Consider the following 23,857-nt stretch of genomic DNA (forward strand, 5'->3'; position numbering starts at 1 on the left):
CGTCAAGGAAATGCCGCCCAAAGCTGCCAGCGAAGAACGGAGAAACACACGGCGCTCTTCCCAGGCGCGCTCAGACTCAGAACCGGACGCGGCCCCGTCCTCGTTCTTCACAACTTCATTCTCTGGCTTCAAAACGATGCTTTCTATTGACTGTGCAGACGCACATTTTTCCCGGGACGCCCTGATTGAAGGGTTGAGGATCCAATCTCGCCCACTATAGTCACGCCTTTCGGCTGGGATCCGGCCGCACCCACCCTCTTTTTTGTCAGCAATGGAAACAACTGCCCTATCGCTTCAAGCCATTGTGCTCGGCCAGCCTCGTTTCAAGAATCCAGGGACTCAGTCGATCCTAGCGTCGGCAGGCCTGACTCAGGCATGGTTGGAAGCCCTGAAGCAAGGACCAGCGGCGGCGGCACAAAGCGCGGAAGGTGACTTCGCCATCGCCGTCAGCACCGAACAGGGCCAAGTGTTCATGGCGCAGGACCGCTTTGCAACCTACAGCCTATGCTACCGCGTGGTTGATGGGGAAATGCGCTTTGCAGAACGAGCCGACGCGCTGGCCGACGAAGCCACCGAACTCGATCCGCAGGCTCTGTTTGACTACCTGTATTTTCACTGCATCCCCTCCCCGCGCACCATTTACAAAGGCATTTTCCGCTTGCCACCTGGGCATTACGCCTGGTTCAACCAAGGCAAATTGGAAATTAAACCCTTCTGGCAACCCGAGTTTCGCGAGAACAAATCGCTGAGTTTCGAAGCAGGCAAGCAGGAGTTTTTGCGACTGATGCAGCAATCCGTGCAACGCCAGTTTGACGGCAGCAAGGCCGCCTGTTTCCTGAGCGGCGGTACCGACAGTTCAACGGTTGCCGGCATGCTGATGCGTGCCAGCCCTTCAGGCGCAGCCAGCTACTCCATTGGCTTCGATGCCGAAGGTTACGACGAGATGGAATACGCCCGCCTAGCGGCCCGCCATTTCGGCACCGAGCACCACGAATACTACGTGACCCCGGATGATCTGGTTCGCAGCATCCCCACCATGGCGGCTCATCTCGATCAGCCCTTTGGCAACTCGTCGGTGCTGCCGGCTTTCTACTGCGCCAAGATGGCCAAGGATGACGGCGTCAGCCGTCTGTTGGCAGGCGACGGCGGCGACGAGCTGTACGGTGGTAATTCGCGTTATGCCACCCAGCGCTTGTTCGGCTTCTACGACCAGGTGCCGGGCATTCTGCGCACTGGTTTGATCGAGCCCATCGTCGGCAATGCCGCGTTGAGCCGCATTCCTCTGGTCCGCAAGGCAGGCAGCTATGTTCGCCAAGCCAAGCAGCCTATGCCGGACCGATTGCAGAATTACAACTTGGTCACACGCGTCGGTCCTGAACAGGTGCTGAGCCCCGCGCTGCTGCAGCAGATCGACCTGAACGGCCCCCTGGAACATCAGCGCCAAGTCTGGCGCTCGACCCCGCAGCCTTGCAGCGAACTCAACCGAGAGTTGGCTTATGACTGGCGCTACACCCTGGGCGAGAGCGATCTGCCCAAAGTGCGGGCCGCCACCAGCTTGGCCGGTGTCTCGGTGGGCTTCCCGATGCTGGACCAGGGCCTGCTGGACTTCTCACTCCAACTGCCCAGCAACTTCAAGCTGCGTGGCCAAAAACTGCGTTGGTTCTTCAAGGAGTCGCTGCGAGGTTTCCTGCCTGACGAGATCATCACCAAGCGCAAGCAGGGCTTTGGTCTGCCCTTTGGGGTCTGGACGGTCAAGAATTCGGGCCTTCAAAAACTGGCGCGACGCTCGCTGGACTCGCTGGTCGAACGCGGCTTGGTGCGCGCCGATTACGTCCAGACCCTGCTCAACGAACAGTTGCCGGCCTATCCAGGCTATTTCGGTGAAATGGTCTGGATTCTGATGATGCTGGAGCAGTGGCTGGAGCGCCACAAGCCAAACTACCGCATCCTGGCGCACTGATCCCATCGGCCCACTTCCGACCTTGAATCCTGCACGCGCGCGACGCGCCTGGCCACAGCCATGAGAGACATCCTCATCACCATGATCATCCTGGGCCTGCTGCCCATGGTGATCAAACGCCCCTGGACCGGCACCGTGGTCTGGGTCTGGCTGGCCATGATGATTCCCTACCGCCTGGCCTATGGCTTCGCTCGTGGTCTGCCCTTCGCCATGATCGTGGCGATCTGCACTCTGATAGGCATCGTCGCCATGCGGCCCAAGATGGCCTGGCCCAAGAGCAGTGTGAAAAGCGTCTACCTGATGTTCATTGGGTGGATGTTTGTCACATCGATCTTTGCCTTGAACAGTTCCGACAAGGTCATCGAGCAACTGGTCACAGTGCTCAAAATCCACTTCATGGTGATGCTGGCGATCGCCCTCATCCACGAGCGCAAGCAGCTGGAAGTGCTGGTCTGGACCTTGGTGGGATCTTTGGCTTTTTACGGAGTCAAGGGAGGCATCTTCACCATCACCAGCGGCGGCAGCGGCCGGGTCTGGGGGCCCTCAGGCGGCATCATCGAGGGCAATAACGAGATCGGCGTGGCCTTGGTCATCATCTTGCCCCTGCTCTACTACCTCTACCAGATCACCGAACGCCGCTGGCTGCGCCGTGGCTTGATGTTCTCGGGTTTGATCAGCATGTTGTGCGTGCTGGGCACTCAGTCACGCGGAGCCCTCTTGGCCATCGTGACCATGGCATGCATGCTCGGCTTGAAGAGCAGGCGGCCGTTCCTGACGCTGCTTGGCATTGCTGTGGTTCTGAGCATTGCCATTGTGTTCATGCCCGACAGCTGGAGCAGTCGCATGAACACCATCCAGGATTTCCAAGCCGATGGTTCGGCCATGTCGCGGCTCTACACCTGGACCACCTTGTGGAACTGCGCCGTGGACCGCCCCTTTGTGGGCGCCGGATTCCGTACTGACAACCCCATCGTGTTCCGACTCTACGGTCCCGCCGTGGAAGTGGGCGGATATGACTTCGCGGGGGGGCAGGTGCTGGTGGCGCACAGCATCTACTTCCAAGCCCTGGGTGAACATGGCTTCCCTGGGCTCATCCTCTTCTTGCTTCTCGGCATCGTGACCTGGATGCGTGCTAGCGCCGTGTCCAACGCAGCGTCCAAGATTCCGGAACTGCAGTCCTGGTTGCCGCTCTTGATGCGCATGTCCCAGACCAGCCTGCTCGGCTTCGCCGTTGGGGGCGCCTTCCTGACCCTGGTGCATTTCGACTTACCGTATTACCTGTGCGCCATCGTGATGATCGCCGATCACATCGTGAAAAAGGCTCAAGCGCAAACACCGCTTCAACCCGCCTCAACGGCTGCAGGGGCCTTGCCGGGGCGCTGAGCTCGCGCCCTCAGGGGCGAGCAGGCGAGCCGGCACGCATCGGACCGATATAGCTGCGGGCGATCACCACGTTGTCAATGTAGAGGTGCATGTCTTGCGGCGCTGGCGACACACCGCCATGGTAGACATCAAACCAGACTTCCTCGATGGCCAATCGCTTGGTGTCGCGCAGGCGCACACCGCTGCGCTTCATGACCTGCTGGCCATCGATCCAGGCCTCTATGAGCCCATCCGACTTGCCCGGCTGGTTGAGCTTGACATGCTGCTCGATGCAGTACCAGCGCTCATTGCGTACCAGCCCGGTGGGGCCCAGTGACCAGTCCCAAGGGTCGCCCGTCTCGTCCTTCATGTCGGCGTGATAGGCGTAAAAGTTCAAAGCATTGAGGTCGGCCACCGAGCGGTCGCCCGCCGGGCGCCGAGCGAAGCCACCGCGCACCGACCAGCCATTGCTGCCATCGGCCTTGCGCCGGCCCCAGCCGGCCTTCCCGTAGGTGCCCGCGATGCCGGGCAGCTTGCCGCCGTCCAGCAGGGGCTGCCAGTCGCGGCCCAGGCGCAGGTAGTAACGGAAATAGACCTCCTCCGGCTCCGCCTGCCCACGTGCGCTGAACTTGTAGCGCAGATCCAGGCCCAGGTTCTCGCCCTTGGCGATGCGCACCTTGAGCGCCCGGCCCGAAAGGGCTTGAAACCCAGGGGTGGCGTCTTGCGGCCCGATCACGCCGCCATCGCCGCGCAGCACCCAGCCGCCAAACTGACGCAGCCAGTCCGAAGCTTCGAAATCGGCACTGAACAAGACGTCAGGGTGGGACGCAATGCCTTGGTCGCCCGAGTACTTGGCCGCCAGGCCTTCCTGCACCTGCGCGGGCCGGGCATAGCTGGGATAGAGCGCAAAGCTGCCGATGTCGATGAAGGCACTGCCGTATTGCTGGTCAGACGTCAGCATGAGCACGGCTTTCTTGACCTTGGCCGTCTCGGGAATGTCAAAGCGCAGCAGCACATGCCGGCCGCCGCCCAGCTTGAGCTCCGGGCGCTGGCCGAGGCTGCTCAGGCTGCTGCAATCGGTGAAGGTGTCGGCCGCCGGGCTCAGTCGCAAACGGCTGCCGTCCTCCAACTCCAGCTTGAGCATGGGACGGGCGGCTCGGTCGGGTGACTCCTTGCTGTGGAAGTCGACGATGTCGCCGGCCCCGGCCGCACCCAGGGCGCGCAGCAGGACCACGCGAGGCAGGCTGGGCGTCGCCTGCCAGCGCTGCACCAGGCTGCTGAGGTCCATCTCCACAAAAGGTCGGCCCATGCCGCGCTGCAGCTTGATCTGCGAGAAGGCACGATCGCCCTGCGGCTTGCCTTGGGCATCGATCCAGTCGCCGCCCGGATGCTGCCAGCGGATCTCGCCCATGCCGGTGAGAAAAGCGCAACTCGGGCCCGCCTCGCCATCACCGATCACCAAGCCAGGCCCGGCGTTGGCGGGCAACTGCGCCGCGGCCTGATTCGGCCAAACCAATGTCTGCAGCAGCACGGCAGCACACAAGCCCGGGCGCGCCCAGAGGCGCCAGAACGATGCGCGATCACGAGGCGCAAACGCGGCAAGAGCGGAAAGCGCCGCGTTAGAAAGCTGGCTGCGGCGCAAGGCAATCATGTAGTCCTCAGTGGCGGATCAGGTTTTCGACGATGCGGCTGCGGTAGCGGAATCGGTTCGTGTCCCAGGGTGTGAAACGGGGCAGCTCGAACATCGAGTCGCCCTGGCGCGCCGCGCCCCAAACCGTGCTGACCGCGGCCAGAAAGCCCAGATCCTTGACCTGAGCCACGCTGTCGGCGTTGTAGTCCTGGCCCGGCTTGCCATTGGGATAGGCAAACAGGCGCACCGGCTCACGCAGCACCGCTTCGAGATAGTCCTTGCTGTCACCGATCTCGCGCCGCATACCGGCCGCATCGAGCGTGGCCAGGATGGGGTGGTTGACCGTGTGCGCGCCGATCTGCATGCCGGCGGCCCGCAGCTGGTGGATGCCGGCATCGCCCATCATCAAGGCCTGGTCGTGGGCACCGCCGCACAGGGTCTCGATCGCGGCGACGCACTGCACACGCTCATCCGGCACGCGGTACTTGATCACGCCGAGCAGCGCATCAATGGCCTGACGTCGGCTGCTGGCATCGCCGATCTGAAAGCGGGAACGCTCATCGCTGGTGACCGTACTCAGGTCCAAGGCGCCCGCCGGCGCATGCCGGATCGCCTCGATGATGCGGTCGTTCCACATGCGCCCCTGGCCGAGAAAGCCGGTGGCGATGAAGAAGGTGGCCGGCATGCGGAACTCTTGCAAGATGGGCAGGGCCACCGAGACATTGTCCTCGTAGCCATCGTCAAACGTCAGCACGCAGGCTCGCGCCGGCAAGCTGCCACGGGCCAGGCGTTCGGCCGCCTCGTCCAGCGGCATGACATGGGCCCAGTCCTTCAGCCAGCCCAGGATCTCGCGGAAGCGCGCAGCGTCCACCTCGCCCGGGAAAATGTCGTCCGCCTGCGGCAGCACGCGGTGCAAGGTCAGGATGGTCAACCGCCCGCGGGCGCCGGCAGGCGAGAGCAGGCTGTAAGCCAGTTTCGTGAGCATGTCAGTGTGGTTCCAATGGCCTGGGACTTTGTGGTCGTCCCGGGCTCAAGATGCAAAAGCCTTGACGCGGCTGATCACGTAGCGGAATTTTCCGGAAGCTTCGGCCGGGATGTCGTCCACCAGCAGCACTTCGACGCGCACCGCCGCACCCAGCCGGCGCCGGAAGTCGTCCTCGATGCGTTGCACGCCAGCCGGATCAAATTCAGCGTTACGCACCACCTGCACCTGGGTGTGATCCAGGCTCAGCTGTTCGATGCGGAACTTCTCGACGCCGGGCAGATCGCGCACCGTGTAGATCAAGGCCAGGCCATGCATGATGGTGCCGTTCTGCGCCACCACGAAATCGGTGCTGCGGCCATGCACCTCTTTCAACACCGGCAAGCCGCGGCCGCAGCTGCAAGCCTGGCTGCCCAGCACGCCCATATCGCCGGTGCGGTAGCGGATGAAGGGGAAATCGCGCGTGGCCATGTGGGTGACGACGATCTCGCCAATCTCGCCCTCGGCCACCGGCTGACCCTGAGGATCCAAGGTCTCGACAATCATGTCCTCAGCGCTGATGTGCAGGCTGCCGGCCGGGCATTGGTGGGCGATGAAACCGGCGTCGCGTGCGCCATAGCCATTGGCCACCGGGCAGGCGAAGGCCTCCGAGATCAGGCGGCGCTGCTCTTCGTAGAGCCGCTCCGAGGTGACAAAGGCCACGCGGATGCCGAGATCGCGCATGCTCACGCCGCGCTTCATGGCATGGGCCGCGATCAGGGACAGGCTGGACGGGTAGCCAAACAGCATGGCCGGACGGATGCGGCGGATGTCGGCGACAAAGGCGTCCAGCTTGGCCTCGCTCATCTCGAAAGCGGGCAGCAGATGGCTGCGCATCAGCCCGTCACGCAGGCGGCGCACACGGTCCTGAGCGCCCAGCTCGATCGGGCTGCCCCAGACCACGATCTCGGGGTCGCCGATGTCCACATTCCACCAGCGCGTGGCCCGCCATTTGGCCGCCACATCATGGCTTTTGCGAGCTTTTCCCATGTAGAAGATCAGAGGCTCGCCCGAGGAGCCACCGGTGTTGTAGCGGCTCAGCACGCCATGGTCTTCGGCCTTGAGCGTGTCCTGATGGGCGCGAATCAAGGGCTTGTCCAGGCGCGGCAGCTTTTCCAGATCGGCCAAGCTTTGCAGGGCTGCCGGGTCGAAGCCGAGCTCCTTGAAAAGCTGGCGGTAGTAAGGCACATGGCGCCCCACATCGCCCAGGAAATCGCGCAAGCGAGCCAGTTGCAGGGCCTGCAACTCGGCCGGTGCCAACCACTGGCTGCGCTCCAGCAGGCGCAGCCGGGCCACGCTGTCATGGCCTTTCAAGGCCTCGTGCAGCGGAAACAAAAGCTGGGCGCAAAGATCGGTGTAGAGATTCACGATTCAAAGATCTCAAACAGTGGCAGACGGCACCGGCGCCGCAGATACCGAAGATGCCGCAAAGGGTTGGCCCGCCTTGGCATACGCCGTCAGCCACAAAGGCTTGACCGCCGCCCAGGCATAGCGCTGGGCTTCGACCTGCCCGGCCGCGCTGAACCGCTGGGCCAAGGGCAGATCGTTCAGCACCGTCAGGGCCCCGGCCGCCATCGCCTCGGCATCACCGATGGGCACCAGCAAACCGGTGCGGCCCGACTCCAGCAAATCGGGAATACCACCGGCATCGGTGCTCACCACCGGCACCCCGCTGGCGAAGGCCTCCAAGATGGAGATGGGCATGTTGTCCACGGTGCTGGCATTGAGGGCCAAGTCGGCGCGCTGGTAGAGCGCAGGCATGTCGGCATTGTTGACACGACCGGCAAATTCGACCGCAGAGGCGATCTGCAGCTGTTCGCACAGCTGCTGCAAGGCGGCGCGCTCCGGCCCTTCCCCGGCCACGATCAGCCGCGCCGCCGGGAACTGTTCACGCACGCGAGCAAAGGCGCGGACCGCCGTGGCGTTGTCGTAGATCGGCTCCAGATTGCGGGCCACCAGCAACACCGGTGCGCTAGCAGCCACCGCAGGCGTCTTGGCCTTGAAGCGCGAGAGGTCGATGATGTTGGGAATGATCTCGGCGCTCAGGCCATGCTTGGCAAACACACGCTGCAAAAAGGCCGAGGGCGTGACGCGCAAATCAGCGCGGGACAGCAGGCGCCGCACATGGGCCGGCCCCTGGCTGAGGAACTCATCAGCCAGGCCACCCCGGTAGTTGATGATTAAGGGCACGCCACGGGCCAGCGCCAGGCGCGCGACCGGCAGCACGAACAAATGCCAGGCCCAGCCCGAGTTGGCCATGATGTGGACCACGCGCGCACCGCGAATCTCGCGACGAGCCGCCAGCACATAGGCCAGCAAACGAACAACCGCACGGAGCACGGGCACACGGCCCGTCCAGGCCGGCCGATACGGTGGGTTGTTGCGCAGCAGGCGAACCTGCACACCCTCGGCCTTGAGCAGGCGCAGGAGTTGTTCGCACTGGTTGGCCATGCCGCCGGCGGGCGGCGGCAGCGGCCCGACCAGCAGCACATGGCCGTGTTCGCGTGACCAAGCCTGCAAGGCCGGGCGCAGGCGGCGCAAGCGCAAGGCGCTGAGGAGCAGCAGGACCAGGCCCGCAAGCAGGCTCAGGCCCAGCATGGGCAAGGCCGTCTTCAGCCGACGCAGATGCGCATGGGCCGCCTGGCTCTCGGCCATGGGCCAGATCGCCATGCCGGGATAAACGCCCGTGGCGATGGCGGCAAATTGCTCCAGGCTGCGCGAAAGTGAGCCGGTGATGCGCACGGCCGGTTCGCGGTCGTAGCTCTCGAGGTTGTCGCCCAGCCACTGGAACCACTGGGTCTCGCCGCGGTGGTAGTACTCCCAGGCCTTGGCCTCCTCGACATAACCCGGGCGAGCCTCAGGCGCGATGGGCAGCATGCGCAGCTCGGCATCGCGGGCCAGCAAGGCGGCGCGCACCTCGTGCGCCGACAACGGCCCCTGGCCCCGGCTGAAATAGACGTTATTGAACACATCCAGCAACTGCCACCGAGCCAGCGGCTCGTTCCAAATCTCCACCCAGATGTGACCGTGGCCGCCGAAGCCGTCAAAGGCAAAGCCCCAGCTGCGCGTGGGGATCTTTGCTGCATGAGCCAGGGCCATGAAGCTGCGTACGAAATCGCCGCAATAGCCTTCGCCGTCCTGGACGATGCGCTGGTAGGTGCGCTGCAGATCGCTCTGGATCGGGCCGCCGGTGAGGACCGGCGCCGAGCTCAGCAAATGGGAGGCAATCGCCAGCGAGCGCTCCCAAGGACCGGGCAGCTCGGCCAGGCCAAGTTTGCGCACCTGCTCCACAAAGACGAGCGAGGCCGGCGCCTGCTCACGCTTGAAGCTGGGCGGCGGCGCACTCGCGGGCCAGTCGATGGCCGGATTGACCGACTCATCCAGAACCAGCGCGTTGCGCAGGCGAACCCGATCGGTGCTGCCCAGCACCTGCGGCAGCAGGATCAGCAGCGGCAGCAAGACCAGCAGCCAGCCAAGGCGCTGGCCCCAGCGCCACCGGCCTTCACTCAACCAGGGCGACGCGCCTGAATTCACCAGCACAGCCCCTGCACCCGAGCCTTGAAGTCCGCCTTGTTGGGCAGGTTCACCAGGTCCAGCAGGTCCTGGTCCGCACGAGCCAGCCCGGCCACCTGCGCCGCGATCTCCGCGCCCGACAGGCCCATCACCAGCACCTCGCTGTCCTGCACCACCTCGGCCAGATCGCCCTTGAGCATCTCGCCGATGTGCGGCAGGTGCTTCTGCACAAAGCTGCGGTTCGCGCCCAGCAGGCTGGCCAGATGCACCTCGGGGTCATAAATCGACAGCTGCATGCCCTTGCCGATCAACTGCTCGGCCAAGGTCACCAGCGGGCTTTCGCGCAGATCGTCCGTGCCGGTCTTGAAGGACAGGCCGATGAAGCCAATCTTGCGCTTGCCCAGGGCCAGCAGCTTGTCCAGCGCTTGGTCCAGGTGCTGGCGGTTGGAGGCCAGGATGCCCGAGAGCATGGGCAGTTCCAGATCGTGCGTCTTGGCCAGATAGGTCGTCGCGCGCAAATCCTTGGGCAGGCAGGAGCCGCCGAAGGCGAAGCCCGGCTTCAGATAGGCCTTGGAGATGTTGAGCTGCGTGTCCTGGCAGACCAGGTCCATCACTTCGAAGGCGTCCACACCCAAAGCGCCGCACAGACGCGCGGTTTCGTTGGCGAAGGTGATCTTGAGCGCGTGGAAGTTGTTGCAGCAGTACTTCATCATCTCGGCCGCGCGCACCGAGGTTTTCAGGAACTTGCAGGGCAGATGGCCGAACAGGGCTTGCAGCCGCTCGGCCGCGTAATCGTGGTTGGCGCCCACGATGGTGAAGGGCGGCTTGTCGTAGTCGCGGATGGAGCTGCCTTCGCGCAGGAACTCGGGCTGGAAGCACAGGTGGAAGTCCACGCCGTCGCGCTTGCCCGAGGCGCGCTCGATGATGGGGCGCAGCACGTCTTCCACCGTGCCCGGCACCAGGGTAGAGCGGAACACCACCACATGCGGCTCGCTCTTTTGCTTGAGCGCTTCACCGATCTGTTCGGCCAGGCGCAGCACCGCGCCCTGGTCCTGGCTGCCGTTGGCCGCCGAGGGCGTGCCCACGCAGACCAGCGAGATCTCAGTGCTCAGCACCGCTTGCACCGCGTCCGTCGTCACGCTGACATGGCCGCTGGCCGCGACTTGCGCCATCAGCTCCACCATGCCCTCCTCGACCACCGGCGTCTTGCCGTTCTTGATCAGGTCCAGCTTGGCCGGCTCGATGTCCACGCCCACCACATCATGGCCGTCTCGCGACAAACAGGCCAGCGACACCGCGCCCACATAGCCCAATCCAAAAATGCTGATCTTCATTGCTCAAAGTCTCCGAAATCTTGATGCAGTTCCGGGGCGCGAACGCCCCGGAATCCACGTGCGCCCGCCATCGGCCAAAGCCGGGCGGGCTGGCCTCACTCAGGCGGGAACGCCGTCCCGGCTGTGCACGGCCAAGGGCAATTCTTCATCCACCACCTGGCGCAGGAAGGCCTCGAACATCAGTAGCGTCCACAGCGGCGCGCTGTAGTCGCGGGCGCCGCTCTGATGAGCTTCGACCAGGTGTTGCAGGTACTCGCGGTTGAACCAACCGGTGGCGGCCAGGCGGGGGCCGAGCACGGCGTCCTGCACCCGTTGTTTGAGCGGGCCGCGGAACCAGCGCGCCAGCGGCACGGCGAAGCCCATCTTGGGCCGGTACAGCACCTCGTCGGGCAGCAAGGGCTCCATGGACTTCTTCAGCAGGTACTTGCCCTCCTGGCCGCGAATCTTGAGATCGGACGGCAGGCTGGCCACCCACTCGACCAGTTCATGGTCCATCAGCGGCTCACGCACTTCCAGCGAATGCGCCATGCTGGCGCGGTCCACCTTGGTGTTGATGTCGCCGACCAGATAGGTCTTGGTGTCCAGGTACTGGATCAGGGCCAGCGGGTCGTCGGTCTGGGCCTTGGCGGCATGGCGGTCGAACACCTCCTGGGCCTCGTAACCGCTGAGCTGGGCTTTGAACTGCGGGCTGAAGAGTTGCTCGCGCATGGGGCCGCGCAGGATGGACACCGAGTGGAAGTAGGCCTCGACGGCATTGCGCGACAGGCCTTCGAACGTGGTCTTGGCGCGGAACACGCGCGGCGCCCAGTCCGCCTTAGGATACAGACGCCCCAGCGTTCCGAACAGCGGCTTGCGCAGGCCGGCCGGCATCATGGAGCGCATGCGCTCTTCCATCAAATGCATGCGGTAGCGGCGGTAGCCGCCGAAGGTCTCGTCACCGCCATCGCCCGACAGGGCCACGGTCACATGCTTGCGCGCCAGCTGGCAGACCCGGTAGGTCGGGATGGCCGAGCTGTCGGCATAGGGCTCGTCGTAGAGCCGGGCCAGGGTGTCGAGCAGGTCGAAGTCGTCGGATTTGACGGTCTCGACCTTGTGCTCGGTGCGGTAGCGGTCGGCCACCAGCTTGGCGAATTCCGATTCGTTGAACGCCGGGTCGTCGAAGGCGATCGAACAGGTGTTGACCGCGTCCGAGCTGATACCAGCCATGGTGGCCACCACGGCGCTGGAGTCCACACCACCCGACAGGAAGGCGCCCAGCGGCACCTCGGCAATCATGCGCAGGCGCACGGATTGCTTGAGACGTTCTTGCAGTTCCAGGCAGGCTTCCTCAACGCCGATCTGACGGTCGAGCGTGAAGCGCACATCCCAGAACTGCTTGGGCTCGGGGATCGGCTGGCCGCGACGGATGCACAGGCTGTAGCCCGGCTCCAGCTTGCGCGCCTGCTTGAAGATGCAGCGCGGCTCGGCCACATAGCCGAGCGCGAAATACTCTTCGACCGCCAGCGGGTCGATGTCGCGGCGCATCTGGCCATGGGCCAGCAAGGATTTCAGCTCCGAGCCGAACAGCAGCTGGCCATCGTCCAGCACGCTGTAGAACAAGGGCTTCACGCCCATGCGGTCGCGGGCCATGAAGAAGGTCTGCTTGTTACGGTCCCAGAGCGCAAAGGCAAACATGCCGCGGAAGCGTTGAACGCAGTCCTCACCCCAGGCTTCCCAGGCATGGACGATGCACTCGGTGTCGCTCTTGGTGTGAAACACATGCCCCAGCGCCTGCAGCTCGGGAATCAGCGACTGGTAGTTGTAGATCTCGCCATTGAAGACCACGACCACCGAACCATCCTCGTTGAACAGCGGCTGCTGGCCAGTGGAGATGTCGATGATGGACAGGCGGCGGTGCCCCATGCCCAGACCGGGCTCGGTGTGCAGGCTGCCTTCATCGGGGCCCCGGTGGTACTGCGATTCGTTCATCCGATGCAGGCGCGCCGCATCGACTTCGCGATCCGCGCGCGTGTCGAAGATTCCAGTGATTCCGCACATATCTTGTTCTACTTTGTGGTCCGCAGACCGTGTTCGAGATCGAGCGTGGGCCGCCCCAGAGCTTGGCTGTACAGGGCATCATATGCTGCCACCATGGCGCGCAAGCTGAAGCAGTGCTCCACCCGCTGGCGACCGGCTTGGCCGAAGGCGGCGCGCAATTCCGGGCCCTGAGCCAGACGGATCAAGGCCCCAGCCATGGCTGACACATCGGCAGAAGGCACCAGCAGCCCGGTGCGCTCTGCCTCCACCAACTCCGCATTGCCGCCAACCCGGGTCGCCAGCACCGGCAGGCCGCTGGCCATGGCCTCCAGTATGGTGTTGGACACCCCTTCCGCCAGCGAAGGCAGGGCGAACACATCGAGACCGCGCATGAGCTCCGCCACATCGCGGCGCTCACCGGGCAAGAAGGCCAGTTCACTCATGCCTGCTTCCGCCATGACCTGGGCTACCTGGGTGCGCAGCGGGCCATCGCCCGCCATGATCAAGCGAAGGCGCTCACGCAAGATGGGTTGCTGCTGCAGGGCCAGGACGAAGGCCCGAGCCAGGGTCAGCTGATCCTTGACCGACTGCATCCGCCCCACCGTGCCGACCAGCACATGAGGTCCAGATTGGAAGGGACAGCCTTCAATCGAAGCCCCAGCCGCGCCGCGCGGATGGAACTTGTCCGTGTCCACCCCGTTGTAGATTTGGCTGATGCGGCGCGGCACGATACCGACGGCATTCTCAAGATAGCCACCCAGATCGCGCGACAGCGCCACATAGCGCTGCACATATGGGCTGTAGAAACGCCGGGTCAGGCGGTTGCGCCGGTTGAGGCCGTCCACATCGTCCATGTCCCGGCCATGCTCACCGTGAATGCGCGCCGGTACACGGGCCAACCACGCCGGCAGCTGGCCTTCGAGCGCCGCCAGATTGCGGCTGTGAACGATGTCGGGCCGCAGCTCACGGCACATGCGGTACAGCGCGCCCCACTGCAAAATGCCCGGCCCCGGCGGCTTGTTCAACGCCAGGAACTGCACATCGTCACGCTGAATGCGGCGCCGGAACTCGGTGACCTCGGTCATGGCCACCACCGCATGGCGCCAGCGGCTGGCATCCATGTGGTTGATCAGATTCACCACGCCGTTCTCCAGCCCTCCGGTGTCGAAGCGGAACAGCAGGTGGACAACCAGGGGCCGGCGCTCTTTCATGCGTTCAGGGGGCAAGCGAAGCACTCGATCAGAGGCGCCAGACGCGGAAGCCAGCGGCCTCCAGACCGCCTTGATCAAACGCAGCCTTCACATCGATGAACGCCCCGCCCTTGACCATCTTCTTGCCCAGGTCTTCGACGCTGAGCTTTGCGTATTCCTTGTGGGCCACAGCGGCCACCACAGCGTCGGCACGCGGCAGTTCGTCGAAGGGCAGCAGGCGCACGCCGTACTCGTGCATGGCTTCCTCGGCCTCGGCCTGGGCATCAGTCACGAATACCTCCACGCCGTAGGTGCGCAGCTCATTGATGATGTCGATCACCTTGGAGTTGCGCAAATCGCCGCAGTCTTCCTTGAAGGTCAGGCCCAACACGTTGACGCGGGCGCCCTTGATGTAGGAGCCCGAAGCGATCATGTGCTTGATGGTCTGCTCGGCAATGAACTTGCCCATGCTGTCGTTGATGCGACGGCCAGCCAGGATGACTTGCGGGTGGTAGCCCAGCATGTCGGCCTTGTGGGTCAGGTAGTAGGGGTCCACGCCGATGCAATGGCCGCCAACCAGGCCCGGCTTGAACTTCAGGAAATTCCACTTGGTGCCAGCCGCGGCCAGCACTTCGGAAGTGTCAATGCCGATCTTGTCGAAGATGATCGCCAGCTCGTTCATCAGCGCTATGTTCAGGTCACGCTGGGTGTTCTCGATCACCTTGGCGGCTTCAGCGGCCTTGATGCTGGAGGCGCGGTGCACGCCAGGGATGATGATTTTTTCGTAGAGCTCGGCCACCTTGTTGAGCGTCTCCGGCGTGTCGCCGGAGACGATCTTCAGGATCTTGGTCAGCGTGTGTTCCTTGTCGCCCGGGTTGATGCGCTCAGGGCTGTAGCCGATGAAGAAATCCTGCTTCCACTTCAGGCCCGACTCACGCTCCAGCACGGGGATGCACACCTCTTCGGTCGCACCGGGGTAGACCGTGCTCTCGTACACGACGATGGCGCCCTTCTTCATGTGGCGGCCGACGCTGGTGCTGGAGCCAATCAGGGGCTTGAAGTCGGGGATGTGAGCCTCGTCCACCGGCGTGGGCACGGCGACGATGATGATGTCGGCCTCGGCCAGCATCTCGGGCTTGTCGGTGTAGACCGCATGGGTGGCGGCTTGCACCTGCTCGTCGCTCAGCTCGCGCGAGGGGTCGACGCCGCGCTGGCAGGACTCAACTTTGGCGGTCGAGATGTCAAAACCGATGGTCCGGATCTGCTTGCCGAACTCCACCACCAATGGCAGGCCCACATAGCCCAGGCCGATCACCGCTAAGGTCGTCATCTTGTTTCCCTTGTCAGTTCAAATTTCAAAACAGCTGTTCACGGAGACGCAGCAGGCACGGCGCCCTGGCCGTCCCGGGTCTTGCGCAGGGCGGCATCCAAGGCAGCCCAGTTTTCTTGCACAAATTCACGCAGTGCGGCTTCACCCGAACCGTTGTCACCGCGGTCCGTGTAAAGAGTCAAGGCAGCCGCATCGTCGCCCTGCCCCATCAAGCGATGCCAGAGGCCGAACAGCTTGGCCCGTGAGTCACTGCTGGTGGTCTGGCCATTGATCCAGTAGACCTGCCAGACGTCCAGGCGCTGCGGCCATGGGCTGTCTGTGCCCTGCACATTGCGAAGTTCGGTACGGCGCAGGCGAATGGCCGGTTCCTGTAAAACCACGGCTCCTTGCGACACAGCGGACCACCGGCGATCCTCGCTGGTAACCAAGGTGTTGACCGAGCTGATCAGCTTGCTGCTGTAGCTTTGCTGGCGGTAATAGGCGAGATGCAAACCCAGTTGCCGGTCGCCCTTGCGGTAGACCGCATCGGTCTGCCCAGCTGGCGCCTGGAACACAGGTTTCAACATGACTGGACTGCCTGGTGCCACTTGCCAACTGCCGACCTTGCCGGCTGGCAGACTCAGCACCAGATCCGGCTTCGGGGACTGCAGGGACAAGCGCTGCGACCATGTAAAAGGCAGCAATACCAATGCCAGAGCCGACACCAGCGTGACCACAGCAGAAGCACTCAGGCGGCGAGGCAAACCGGGCATGCTCGACCCCGGATTGGCCTCGGGTGCTGGCGCATCGGGCTCGGCCCAGCGGGCCCCGACCATGAACATGGCCAGCATGATGATGCCGAAGAACACCCAACCGTAAAGCAGATGGTCGGCACCTGTGGCCAGCTTATTGCCGGACACATGGCCGAGCAGCACGGTCAGATAGGCTCGCACCCAGTTGGCCACCACGGGCAGCAAGATGGCGAAGATCACGAAGATCACACGCCGCTTGACTGAGCGGTAGTTGAGATAAGCGAACAGGGCCCCCACCATGACCGAAGCCATCAAATAGCGAATACCGCTGCAGGCCTCGACCACCGACCAATTGCCGCTCGGAATCACGAACTGCAGGCCTTCGCGATAGACCGGAATGCCGCTCAAACGCAGGGCGCTGACCGTGAAATCTGCTGTCCAGTCCATGAACAGCGGCATCAGGAATTCGCCGATGGGCACGGCAAAGAAAAAGAAGGCAAGCGGGAAAGCAATCACACGGGCTGCTGCCGACCCTAGACACAAAGGCACGGCAAAGACCAGCATGCCCACCAAGGCCAGTTGTGTCGCGGCATTGACGGCCGCCAGATCCCCCAGCAACCACAAGCTGCCACAGGCCGCCAACGGCAGCAGAAACCACGGCGAAGGCCGCGGTTCGACCAGGGCCAAGGCCGCGCGCTGGCGCCAGATCAGCCACAGCGCGATCGGCGGCACTGTGAAGGCATGGGCAAAGGTCTCCGAGCGGTTCCAGATTTGCACCATGGCCCAGGCTGTCTGGTGGTACAGGCCCAACACCAAGAGCAAGACCGCCGCGAGCCCGAGCAGGGCACGCGGCCAAGCGAGACCGAATGGAGTGCCCCCTTGCGCGGGACTGTGGTTGGCCGGATTCATCACCAGCACAGCCCCTGCACCCGAGCCTTGAAGTCCGCCTTGTTGGGCAGGTTCACCAGGTCCAGCAGGTCCTGGTCCGCACGAGCCAGCCCGGCCACCTGCGCCGCGATCTCCGCGCCCGACAGGCCCATCACCAGCACCTCGCTGTCCTGCACCACCTCGGCCAGATCGCCCTTGAGCATCTCGCCGATGTGCGGCAGGTGCTTCTGCACAAAGCTGCGGTTCGCGCCCAGCAGGCTGGCCAGATGCACCTCGGGGTCATAAATCGACAGCTGCATGCCCTTGCCGATCAGCTGCTCGGCCAAGGTCACCAGCGGGCTTTCGCGCAGATCGTCCGTGCCGGTCTTGAAGGACAGGCCGATGAAGCCAATCTTGCGCTTGCCCAGGGCCAGCAGCTTGTCCAGCGCTTGGTCCAGGTGCTGGCGGTTGGAGGCCAGGATGCCCGAGAGCATGGGCAGTTCCAGATCGTGCGTCTTGGCCAGATAGGTCGTCGCGCGCAAATCCTTGGGCAGGCAGGAGCCGCCGAAGGCGAAGCCCGGCTTCAGATAGGCCTTGGAGATGTTGAGCTGCGTGTCCTGGCAGACCAGGTCCATCACTTCGAAGGCGTCCACACCCAAAGCGCCGCACAGACGCGCGGTTTCGTTGGCGAAGGTGATCTTGAGCGCGTGGAAGTTGTTGCAGCAGTACTTCATCATCTCGGCCGCGCGCACCGAGGTTTTCAGGAACTTGCAGGGCAGATGGCCGAACAGGGCTTGCAGCCGCTCGGCCGCGTAATCGTGGTTGGCGCCCACGATGGTGAAGGGCGGCTTGTCGTAGTCGCGGATGGAGCTGCCTTCGCGCAGGAACTCGGGCTGGAAGCACAGGTGGAAGTCCACGCCGTCGCGCTTGCCCGAGGCGCGCTCGATGATGGGGCGCAGCACGTCTTCCACCGTGCCCGGCACCAGGGTAGAGCGGAACACCACCACATGCGGCTCGCTCTTTTGCTTGAGCGCTTCACCGATCTGTTCGGCCAGGCGCAGCACCGCGCCCTGGTCCTGGCTGCCGTTGGCCGCCGAGGGCGTGCCCACGCAGACCAGCGAGATCTCAGTGCTCAGCACCGCTTGCACCGCGTCCGTCGTCACGCTGACATGGCCGCTGGCCGCGACTTGCGCCATCAGCTCCACCATGCCCTCCTCGACCACCGGCGTCTTGCCGTTCTTGATCAGGTCCAGCTTGGCCGGCTCGATGTCCACGCCCACCACATCATGGCCGTCTCGCGACAAACAGGCCAGCGACACCGCGCCCACATAGCCCAATCCGAATATGCTGATCTTCATGACTTCACTGCCTGCTTCTTTGATGATGTGGATGCCGAGGCCAGAACCTGGGCAATGATCTTGTCCAGGCGCTCCATGGAGCGCGGCCAGGCATGGTGGCTGAGCATGCGCGCCCGGCCGGCGCTGGACAGCCGCTCCCGCTCGGCGGGGTTCTCGACGATACGCAGCACCGCATCGGCACATTGCTGCGGCGTGTCGGCGACCAACAAATGGGTCTCGGCCTCCGCGTCGACGCCGCCTGCGGCAATGCTGCTGGTCACCACCGGCACGCCCATGGCCATGGCTTCGAGAATCTTGTTCTGCGTGCCGCGAGCAATCGCCAGCGGGGCCACCATCAAGGCCGATTTGCGCACATAGGGCTGCACATGCGGCACCGAGCCAGTCACGGTAACGCCGTCGATCTCACCGAGCTTGCGCATGGCGGGAGAGGGATCGGCGCCGACGATGGTCAGCTTCATCTGCGGGCGACGCGCCTTGATCAAGGGCCAGGTTTCCGCACAGAAACGCGACATGCATTCCTGGTTGGGGTAGTAGTCCATGCGGCCGATGAAGCTGATGGTGTCGAGGTCGTAGTCCGTGCCATCGGGGCTGAAGTAATTGGCATCAACACCGTTGGGGAACCAGTCGGTCGCCGCGCCCGTGCCGTAGTCGTTGAGCGTTTGCCACTCAGCGCGTGTGGTGGCGGTGCAGAGGTCAAAGCGGCGGGCCAGGCGCTTTTCGGCCGCCAGCATCTTGTAGCCCTCAAGCCGATAACCCAGCGACAAAGGAAAAGGCTTGGCGTCCGCGTATTCCAGCCACTTCTGCGAGTCCATATCGCCGAAGTCCAGGATCTTGGGAATGCCCTGCACATGCTCAACGTACTGCGCGACCGAGGAGCAGTGGACAAAGATCAGATCGAACTTCTGCGTGGCCAGCAGGTGGTCAATCTTGTGGCGAAGTTCGGCGGAGTAGAAAAAGCCCATCGACGAGGGCGTGGTCAAGGGCAGACGCGCCACCATGCGCAAGGCCTGCACGGGATTGTGCACGCGCGCCATGTGGAAGGCCTTGCAATGCGGCGCAATGCCCTGCCCTTCCACGCCTTCGTCTTCGGCTCGCACCAGCGAGCAGACGGTGACCTCATGCCCTGCCGCCGTCAGGTGGCGGATCATATTGAAGGGCCTGATCTTGCCTCCACGCTTGGGCGGGAAGGGAAAGCGATGGCAGACGTAGAGGATGTTCATGCGGGCAGATGGAGGAGCGGGGGCGTCAAGCGCGGGGCAGGTAGGACTTCAGCTCCAGCGCCACATCGGCGGGGCTGCGACCGTCCAGATAGACCCGGCTCCAGATTTCAAGGTTCATCAAAGACAGCAGCGCATCGGTGCCGTCCATGCGGTTGGCTTCATGGTCGGCGATCAGGCCTGACACGACGGCCGGAACGAACAGGCCCCGTGCCTTCACCACCTCAGGCGCCAGCAGGCGGCGCAAAAGCGGCGCCAGCTCCTTCTTGAGCCAGGCACCCATGGGCGTGCCGAAGCCGCGCTTCTTGCGGTTCAAGATGTCGTCGGGCAGCACATCGGCCAGGGCCGACTTCAGCACATGCTTGAGGCGGCCACCACGAATCTTGATGTCCGAAGGCATGGACGCCGCCAGCTCCAGCAACTCGTGATCGAGCAGGGGCACACGGCACTCGAGCGACACGGCCATGCTCATCTTGTCGGTCAGCAGCAACAGATCGTCAGGCAGCTGGGTTTCGGCGTCCACGGCCAGCATGCGGTTGAGCTCGTCCTCATGGCCGGCGCCGGCAAAGGCAGCGGCCAGCGGATCTTGCCCGCCCGCGCCGTCCACCAGCAAACGGCCGACCAGATCCTGGCCGAGCACTTGCAGATAGCTCTGGTAGCGCGCATCGGCGCCCATGCCGGCGCTGGCCACAAAACCCTTGGCCAAGCGCAAAGTATTGAGCAGACCCGAGTGACGATCGGCGGGCAGGCGGCCCGCCGCAAAGCCGATGGCCGATTGCAGCCAGCTCGGCAGCGCCTGGAAACGGCGTGCGTAATGGCCGCCCAGATAACGGCGGTAGCCGCCGAAGAGCTCGTCGCCACCGACACCCGAAAGGATCACCTTCACGTCCTGGCGCGCGAACTGCGAGACCAGGTAGGTGGTGATGAAGGCCGTGTCGGCCAGCGGCTCGTCCATATGCCAAAGCAGCTGCGGCAAGAGGCCCACCACATCGGGCTTGACGACGATTTCCTTGTGCTGGGTCTTGAACAGCTCGGAGACTTGCCGCGCATACGGCAGTTCGTTGTAAAGGGCTTCCGCCTCACCACCTTCGAAACCGATGGCATAGGTTCGGATCGGCTCGTTCGACTCACGGGCCATATAGGCCACGACCGCGCTGGAGTCGACGCCGCCAGAGAGGAAAGCACCGATCGGCACATCACTGACCATCTGCATGCGCACGGCCCGCTGCAGGCTTTCGCGCGAGCGCTCGATCCACTCGGCTTCACTCCAGTCTCGGCGGATCTGCGGCGAGATGCGCCAGTAACGCCACTCCTTGACCTGACCGCCCTCCACCGCCAACAACGTCGCCGGTGGCAGCTTGCGAATGCCCTTGAACATGCTGCCCGGCGCGGCCACATAGCCCAGCTGCAGGTAGCTGGAGAGCACGCGGGTGTCCAGCTCTGCCCGGGCGCCCGGCAGAGCCAGCAAGGCCTTGGCTTCCGTGGCAAAAGCCAGGCGCTGGCCGTCCTGCATCACATACAGCGGCTTGACGCCGATGCGGTCACGGCCGATCAACAGGCGGCGGCGGCGCGCATCCCAGAGCGCGAAGTCGAACATGCCGTTGAGGCGGTGGACGAAGTCGTCACCCTCGGCGTCGTACAGATGCAGCAGCACCTCGCTGTCCGAGCCGGTCTTGAATTGAAAACCCTTGGCTTGCAGCTCAGCACGCAGCTCGCGGTAGTTGTAGATCTCGCCATTGCAGACCAGCCAGAGGCTGCCGTCCTGGTTGGACAGGGGCTGGTGGCCGCCGGCCAGGTCGATGATGGACAGTCGCCGCATGGCGATGCCGCAAGCACCGTCGATGTGCTGGCCTTCATCGTCGGGGCCGCGATGCTGGGTGATGTCGCCCATCAAGCTCAGATGGGCCGATTCGACCGGGGCGCCGTCAAGACGCAGGATGCCGTGGATGCCGCACATAGCTGGGTCGGGCCTCAGGAAGAAACAACAGGGAAGGTACGGCCGTAGCGGCCCAAGGCGCGCCGGTAGACCTCTTCGTAGCGGGCCACGCTGCGGGCCCAGGTGCGCTCGGCTTCCACGAAATGGCGGGCCTGCGCGGCGATGCGCGGCCATTGCTCGCGCTGAGCCAGCAGCTGTTCGATGGCAGCGGCCAGAGCGCCCACATCGCCGGCCTTGAAGAGATGGCCGGTCTCGCCGTGGCGCACCAGCTCATGGTGGCCGCCGACATCGGAGGCCACAAACATGCGCCCTTGGGCCATGGCTTCCAGGGGCTTGAGCGGAGTGACCAGCTCGGTCAAGCGAATCGGCAGGCGCGGATAGGCCAGCACATCGATCAGCTCGTAGTAACGCTGCACCTCAGCGTGCGGCACCCGCCCGGTGAAAATCACCTGCTGCTGCAGACCCAGGCGTTCCACCTGCGCCTTGAGCGCCGCCTCCTGCGGGCCACCGCCGACCAGCAGCACGCGAAGCTGCGGCAGCGAGGGCAAGAGGCGGGCCGCGGCATCCAGCAGCAGGTGCAGGCCTTCGTAGCCGTAGAAGGAACCGGCAAAGCCGAGCACGACGGCGCCGTCCAGGCCCAGCTTGGTGCGCAGCACCGGGTCCGGACTGACGCCGAACTGGAAGGCCTGGGCATCGACCGCATTCGGGATCACGGTGATGCGATCCGCCGGCACACCACGCGACATGATGTCGCCACGCAGGCCTTCGCAAATGGTGGTGATCTGATCGGCGCGCTTGAGCGCAAAGCTTTCCAGCGCCCGCGAGACGCGATAGCGCAAGCTACCTTCGGTGGTGGTGCCGTGGTCCACGGCCGCATCCTCCCAAGACGCGCGCATCTCGTAGACCACCGGCAAACGCAGCTGACGCCCGACCCAGAGGCTGGGCAAGGCATTGAGCACCGGCGAATGGGCGTGGATGATGTCAGGGCGCTCGATGGCGACGACTTCGCGGATGCGCGCGGCCGTCAGCTGCATTTGGCGGATCAGGCCATCGGCCGCGGTGCTGGGCGTGCGATGGAACTGCCAGCCCGAGGCTTCCTCAATCAGGCCCTCGCCCGGGCCCTGCTTGGGGCTGGTCAGGTGGGACGTGATCCAACCGCGCGCGCGCTGCTCGCGCAGGATGGAGGCGGTGCGAAAGCTGTAGCCGCTGTGCAGCGGCAAGGAGTGGTCGAGGATGTGGAGAACGCGCAAGCTCATAGCGGCTGGACGCGCAGGCACGCGCGAGAGATCAAAGTCAGTAGGCGGCTTCGTGAGACAACAAAGCGTAGGTTCGCGACAGCCATAGCTCAACCCAGATTACGCACGATGAAGGGCCCCAGCCAGTTAACAAGGCCCAGGGGCAAACGCCGCCAAGTCTTGATCAGGAGCTGGTACTTCGCATTGCTCGGATTGTTCTGCGGCACGGCATCGCGCTTGTAGAGGCAGTACTCGTAATGCAGCGGTGTCGGCTCGAAGCCCCAGTTTTTCTTGAAGGCGTAGGAACCGGTGCCCTGCTTGCTGCGGCCGTAGTCGAAGACCTTGAGGCCACGCCCGCAGGCACGACGCATCAGCTCCCAGTACTTGAAGTCGTTGCCCGCCAGATCGCGCGCAGCCTCGTCGTCGCCGGCGTAGTAGGGCAAGACCTCGTCGCGGAAATAGAAACTCAGCACCGAGCTGAGCGGCTTGCCCTGGGCATCGGTCACGGTCAGCACCTCGGCATCGGCACCGAATTCGTCCAGCAAGGCCGCGAAGTAGCGCTTGGGCATGGCCGGCGTGCCATGGCGATGGGTGTTGTCGGCGTAGAGCGCGAAGAAGCGGTCGACATTCGGGTCGATATGCGAGACCAGATTGTTCTTGATGCCTTTGCGAACGCTGGCCCGCGCCTTGCGCGGGATGGCCAGCATATTGGCCTCTTCTTCGGGCAGGATCTCCTTGCGGAAGGTCACATACAAATCCTGCTTGGGCCAGTCGGCGTGACGAGGCTCGATATTGCGGAACTCGAGATGCTCGACACCCAGGCGCTGTGCGATGGCTTGCGCCTCCTGCTCCAGGGCGGCGGCAGCCTCTTCGTTCAACACCGCCACGCCGCCATAAACGACGAAAGGCAAGGCCACCAGCGAGTGGCCGAACAGCATGCTCTTGACCTGAGCCAGGGGCAGCACGCCCTCGATCTGGCCATCACGCTCGGCGTAGAGAAAGAAACCCTGGTGCTTGAACACCTGCTCGACCATGCGCAGCCAGCCGGCGCGGTGGAAGAAGGTCGCTTGCGGGCAGGCCAGGACGAATTCGTCCCAACGGCGGGCAAGCGCGGCGTCTTGCGCCGTCAGGCGCTTGATCTGGAACGCAGCCATGGC

The 23,857-nt window shown here is 64.1% G+C and carries 16 protein-coding genes; 2 read left to right on the forward strand and 14 right to left on the reverse strand.

Annotated elements, in window-relative coordinates:
• Positions 1 to 379 precede the first annotated feature (379 nt).
• Complete coding sequence (locus tag LNV28_RS16100; RefSeq protein WP_263517387.1) at positions 380 to 1,960, forward strand: asparagine synthetase B family protein; 1,581 nt, start codon at positions 380 to 382, stop codon at positions 1,958 to 1,960.
• Positions 1,961 to 2,020: 60 nt separating this feature from the next.
• Positions 2,021 to 3,343 (forward strand): putative O-glycosylation ligase, exosortase A system-associated, encoded by a 1,323-nt coding sequence (locus LNV28_RS16105; RefSeq protein WP_263517388.1) that lies wholly within the window; start codon positions 2,021 to 2,023, stop codon positions 3,341 to 3,343.
• Positions 3,344 to 3,353: 10 nt separating this feature from the next.
• Here LNV28_RS16105 and LNV28_RS16110 read toward each other — a convergent pair whose 3' ends face one another.
• From LNV28_RS16110 to LNV28_RS16175, 14 genes are all read right to left on the reverse strand, one after another.
• Positions 3,354 to 4,973 carry a polysaccharide lyase gene (locus tag LNV28_RS16110; protein WP_263517389.1) on the reverse strand — a complete coding sequence of 540 codons (1,620 nt, stop codon included), beginning with the start codon at positions 4,971 to 4,973 and terminating at the stop codon, positions 3,354 to 3,356.
• A gap of 7 nt (positions 4,974 to 4,980) precedes the next feature.
• A complete protein-coding gene (locus LNV28_RS16115; protein WP_263517390.1) occupies positions 4,981 to 5,937 on the reverse strand; it encodes a polysaccharide deacetylase family protein in 957 nt (318 codons plus the stop codon).
• Between the two features lie 45 nt (positions 5,938 to 5,982).
• Positions 5,983 to 7,341 carry a phenylacetate--CoA ligase family protein gene (locus LNV28_RS16120; protein WP_263517391.1) on the reverse strand — a complete coding sequence of 453 codons (1,359 nt, stop codon included), beginning with the start codon at positions 7,339 to 7,341 and terminating at the stop codon, positions 5,983 to 5,985.
• Between the two features lie 12 nt (positions 7,342 to 7,353).
• On the reverse strand, positions 7,354 to 9,483 hold the full coding sequence (locus tag LNV28_RS16125; protein WP_263568996.1) for a glycosyltransferase: 2,130 nt from the start codon (positions 9,481 to 9,483) through the stop codon (positions 7,354 to 7,356).
• A gap of 20 nt (positions 9,484 to 9,503) precedes the next feature.
• A complete protein-coding gene (locus LNV28_RS16130; RefSeq protein WP_263517393.1) occupies positions 9,504 to 10,820 on the reverse strand; it encodes a nucleotide sugar dehydrogenase in 1,317 nt (438 codons plus the stop codon).
• Positions 10,821 to 10,919: 99 nt separating this feature from the next.
• Positions 10,920 to 12,857, reverse strand: a complete 1,938-nt coding sequence (locus tag LNV28_RS16135; RefSeq protein WP_263517394.1) for an XrtA/PEP-CTERM system amidotransferase — start codon at positions 12,855 to 12,857, stop codon at positions 10,920 to 10,922.
• An 8-nt stretch (positions 12,858 to 12,865) separates the two neighbouring features.
• Positions 12,866 to 14,062, reverse strand: a complete 1,197-nt coding sequence (locus LNV28_RS16140) for a TIGR03088 family PEP-CTERM/XrtA system glycosyltransferase (protein ID WP_263517395.1) — start codon at positions 14,060 to 14,062, stop codon at positions 12,866 to 12,868.
• 13 nt (positions 14,063 to 14,075) lie between these two features.
• Entirely contained in the window at positions 14,076 to 15,356 is a 1,281-nt protein-coding gene (locus tag LNV28_RS16145) for a nucleotide sugar dehydrogenase (RefSeq protein ID WP_263517396.1), read from the reverse strand.
• A gap of 38 nt (positions 15,357 to 15,394) precedes the next feature.
• On the reverse strand, positions 15,395 to 16,996 hold the full coding sequence (gene xrtA / locus LNV28_RS16150) for an exosortase A (protein ID WP_263517397.1): 1,602 nt from the start codon (positions 16,994 to 16,996) through the stop codon (positions 15,395 to 15,397).
• Positions 16,996 to 18,312, reverse strand: a complete 1,317-nt coding sequence (locus LNV28_RS16155; RefSeq protein WP_263517393.1) for a nucleotide sugar dehydrogenase — start codon at positions 18,310 to 18,312, stop codon at positions 16,996 to 16,998. Before LNV28_RS16155 ends, xrtA begins: the two co-directional genes overlap by 1 nt.
• Positions 18,309 to 19,532 carry a TIGR03087 family PEP-CTERM/XrtA system glycosyltransferase gene (locus LNV28_RS16160; protein ID WP_263517398.1) on the reverse strand — a complete coding sequence of 408 codons (1,224 nt, stop codon included), beginning with the start codon at positions 19,530 to 19,532 and terminating at the stop codon, positions 18,309 to 18,311. Before LNV28_RS16160 ends, LNV28_RS16155 begins: the two co-directional genes overlap by 4 nt.
• Before the next feature lie 25 nt (positions 19,533 to 19,557).
• Positions 19,558 to 21,486: an asparagine synthase (glutamine-hydrolyzing) gene (gene asnB, locus LNV28_RS16165; protein WP_263517399.1), complete on the reverse strand. Its 1,929-nt coding sequence runs from the start codon at positions 21,484 to 21,486 to the stop codon at positions 19,558 to 19,560.
• Positions 21,487 to 21,500: 14 nt separating this feature from the next.
• On the reverse strand, positions 21,501 to 22,721 hold the full coding sequence (locus LNV28_RS16170; RefSeq protein ID WP_263517400.1) for a TIGR04063 family PEP-CTERM/XrtA system glycosyltransferase: 1,221 nt from the start codon (positions 22,719 to 22,721) through the stop codon (positions 21,501 to 21,503).
• An 89-nt stretch (positions 22,722 to 22,810) separates the two neighbouring features.
• Entirely contained in the window at positions 22,811 to 23,854 is a 1,044-nt protein-coding gene (locus LNV28_RS16175; protein ID WP_263517401.1) for a FemAB family XrtA/PEP-CTERM system-associated protein, read from the reverse strand.
• Positions 23,855 to 23,857: the final 3 nt, after the last annotated feature.

The organism is Paucibacter sp. DJ2R-2 (genome assembly GCF_025717675.1).
In the GTDB taxonomy this organism is placed as follows: Bacteria; Pseudomonadota; Gammaproteobacteria; order Burkholderiales; family Burkholderiaceae_C; genus Paucibacter_A.

What these genes read in the sequence shown, in the direction of transcription:
- LNV28_RS16155 (WP_263517393.1), bottom strand. Translation starts at nt 18,312, where the DNA reads ATGAAGATCAGCATATTCGGATTGGGCTATGTGGGCGCGGTGTCGCTG.
- LNV28_RS16175 (WP_263517401.1), bottom strand. Translation starts at nt 23,854, where the DNA reads ATGGCTGCGTTCCAGATCAAGCGCCTGACGGCGCAAGACGCCGCGCTT.
- LNV28_RS16115 (WP_263517390.1), bottom strand. Translation starts at nt 5,937, where the DNA reads ATGCTCACGAAACTGGCTTACAGCCTGCTCTCGCCTGCCGGCGCCCGC.
- LNV28_RS16170 (WP_263517400.1), bottom strand. Translation starts at nt 22,721, where the DNA reads ATGAGCTTGCGCGTTCTCCACATCCTCGACCACTCCTTGCCGCTGCAC.
- asnB (WP_263517399.1), bottom strand. Translation starts at nt 21,486, where the DNA reads ATGTGCGGCATCCACGGCATCCTGCGTCTTGACGGCGCCCCGGTCGAA.
- LNV28_RS16160 (WP_263517398.1), bottom strand. Translation starts at nt 19,532, where the DNA reads ATGAACATCCTCTACGTCTGCCATCGCTTTCCCTTCCCGCCCAAGCGT.
- LNV28_RS16145 (WP_263517396.1), bottom strand. Translation starts at nt 15,356, where the DNA reads ATGACGACCTTAGCGGTGATCGGCCTGGGCTATGTGGGCCTGCCATTG.
- LNV28_RS16105 (WP_263517388.1), top strand. Translation starts at nt 2,021, where the DNA reads ATGAGAGACATCCTCATCACCATGATCATCCTGGGCCTGCTGCCCATG.
- LNV28_RS16110 (WP_263517389.1), bottom strand. Translation starts at nt 4,973, where the DNA reads ATGATTGCCTTGCGCCGCAGCCAGCTTTCTAACGCGGCGCTTTCCGCT.
- xrtA (WP_263517397.1), bottom strand. Translation starts at nt 16,996, where the DNA reads ATGAATCCGGCCAACCACAGTCCCGCGCAAGGGGGCACTCCATTCGGT.
- LNV28_RS16130 (WP_263517393.1), bottom strand. Translation starts at nt 10,820, where the DNA reads ATGAAGATCAGCATTTTTGGATTGGGCTATGTGGGCGCGGTGTCGCTG.
- LNV28_RS16135 (WP_263517394.1), bottom strand. Translation starts at nt 12,857, where the DNA reads ATGTGCGGAATCACTGGAATCTTCGACACGCGCGCGGATCGCGAAGTC.